Raw genomic sequence first — 602 nt, 5'->3', positions numbered from 1 at the left:
CCACGCCCAGCACCAGCGCCGCGGCCGATCCATAGAAGATCCCGTGCGCCGCGCCGCGGTCCAGCAGCGCGCCAAAGATCGGGGCTGCCACGCAAAAGCCCAGGTCCAGGCCCGAATACACCGTGCCATAGACCCGGCCCGTCGCCCCGGGGGGCGCGGCCCGCTTGATGAGCATGTCGCGCGAGGGGCCCGCCAGGCCCGTGCCCAGGCCCGCGATGGCGGCGAACGCCACGGCGCCCATGCCGGGCAGCCAGCCGGTGCCCACCAGCAGCAGCAGCACGCCGGTGGCCAGCAGGCACACGGTGATGATGCCCTCCAGCCGCGCCACGCGGCCGGCGAGAAAGCCGCCCACCACCATGCCGGCGGCGCCGCACAGCATGTAGCCCGTGACCACCATGGAGGTCACCGCCAGCGGCAGGCCGTACATCTGCTGCAGCGCGGGGCTGGCGAAGCTCTGGATGGCGCTCAGGGCGCAGGTGGTCCAGAAGAAGAACGAGAAGCACAGCCACACCGAGGGCAGCTTGAGGAAGGCCATGGGGTGCTCGGCCACGGCCGCAGCGCCCGGCGCGCCGGCGGTGCCGGGCTTGGGCGCGTGGGCCCAG

The 602-nt window shown here is 73.8% G+C and carries 1 protein-coding gene; it reads right to left on the bottom strand.

The window, feature by feature from the left end:
• A partial coding sequence (locus AC27IQ_RS26740; RefSeq protein WP_487091502.1) for an MFS transporter occupies positions 1-602 on the bottom strand: 602 nt, incomplete at both ends.

Source organism: Acidovorax sp. KPB24-07 (assembly GCF_057543315.1).
Note: the sequence above shows the minus strand (reverse complement) of the source record. Positions and strands in the feature narration are given on the sequence as shown.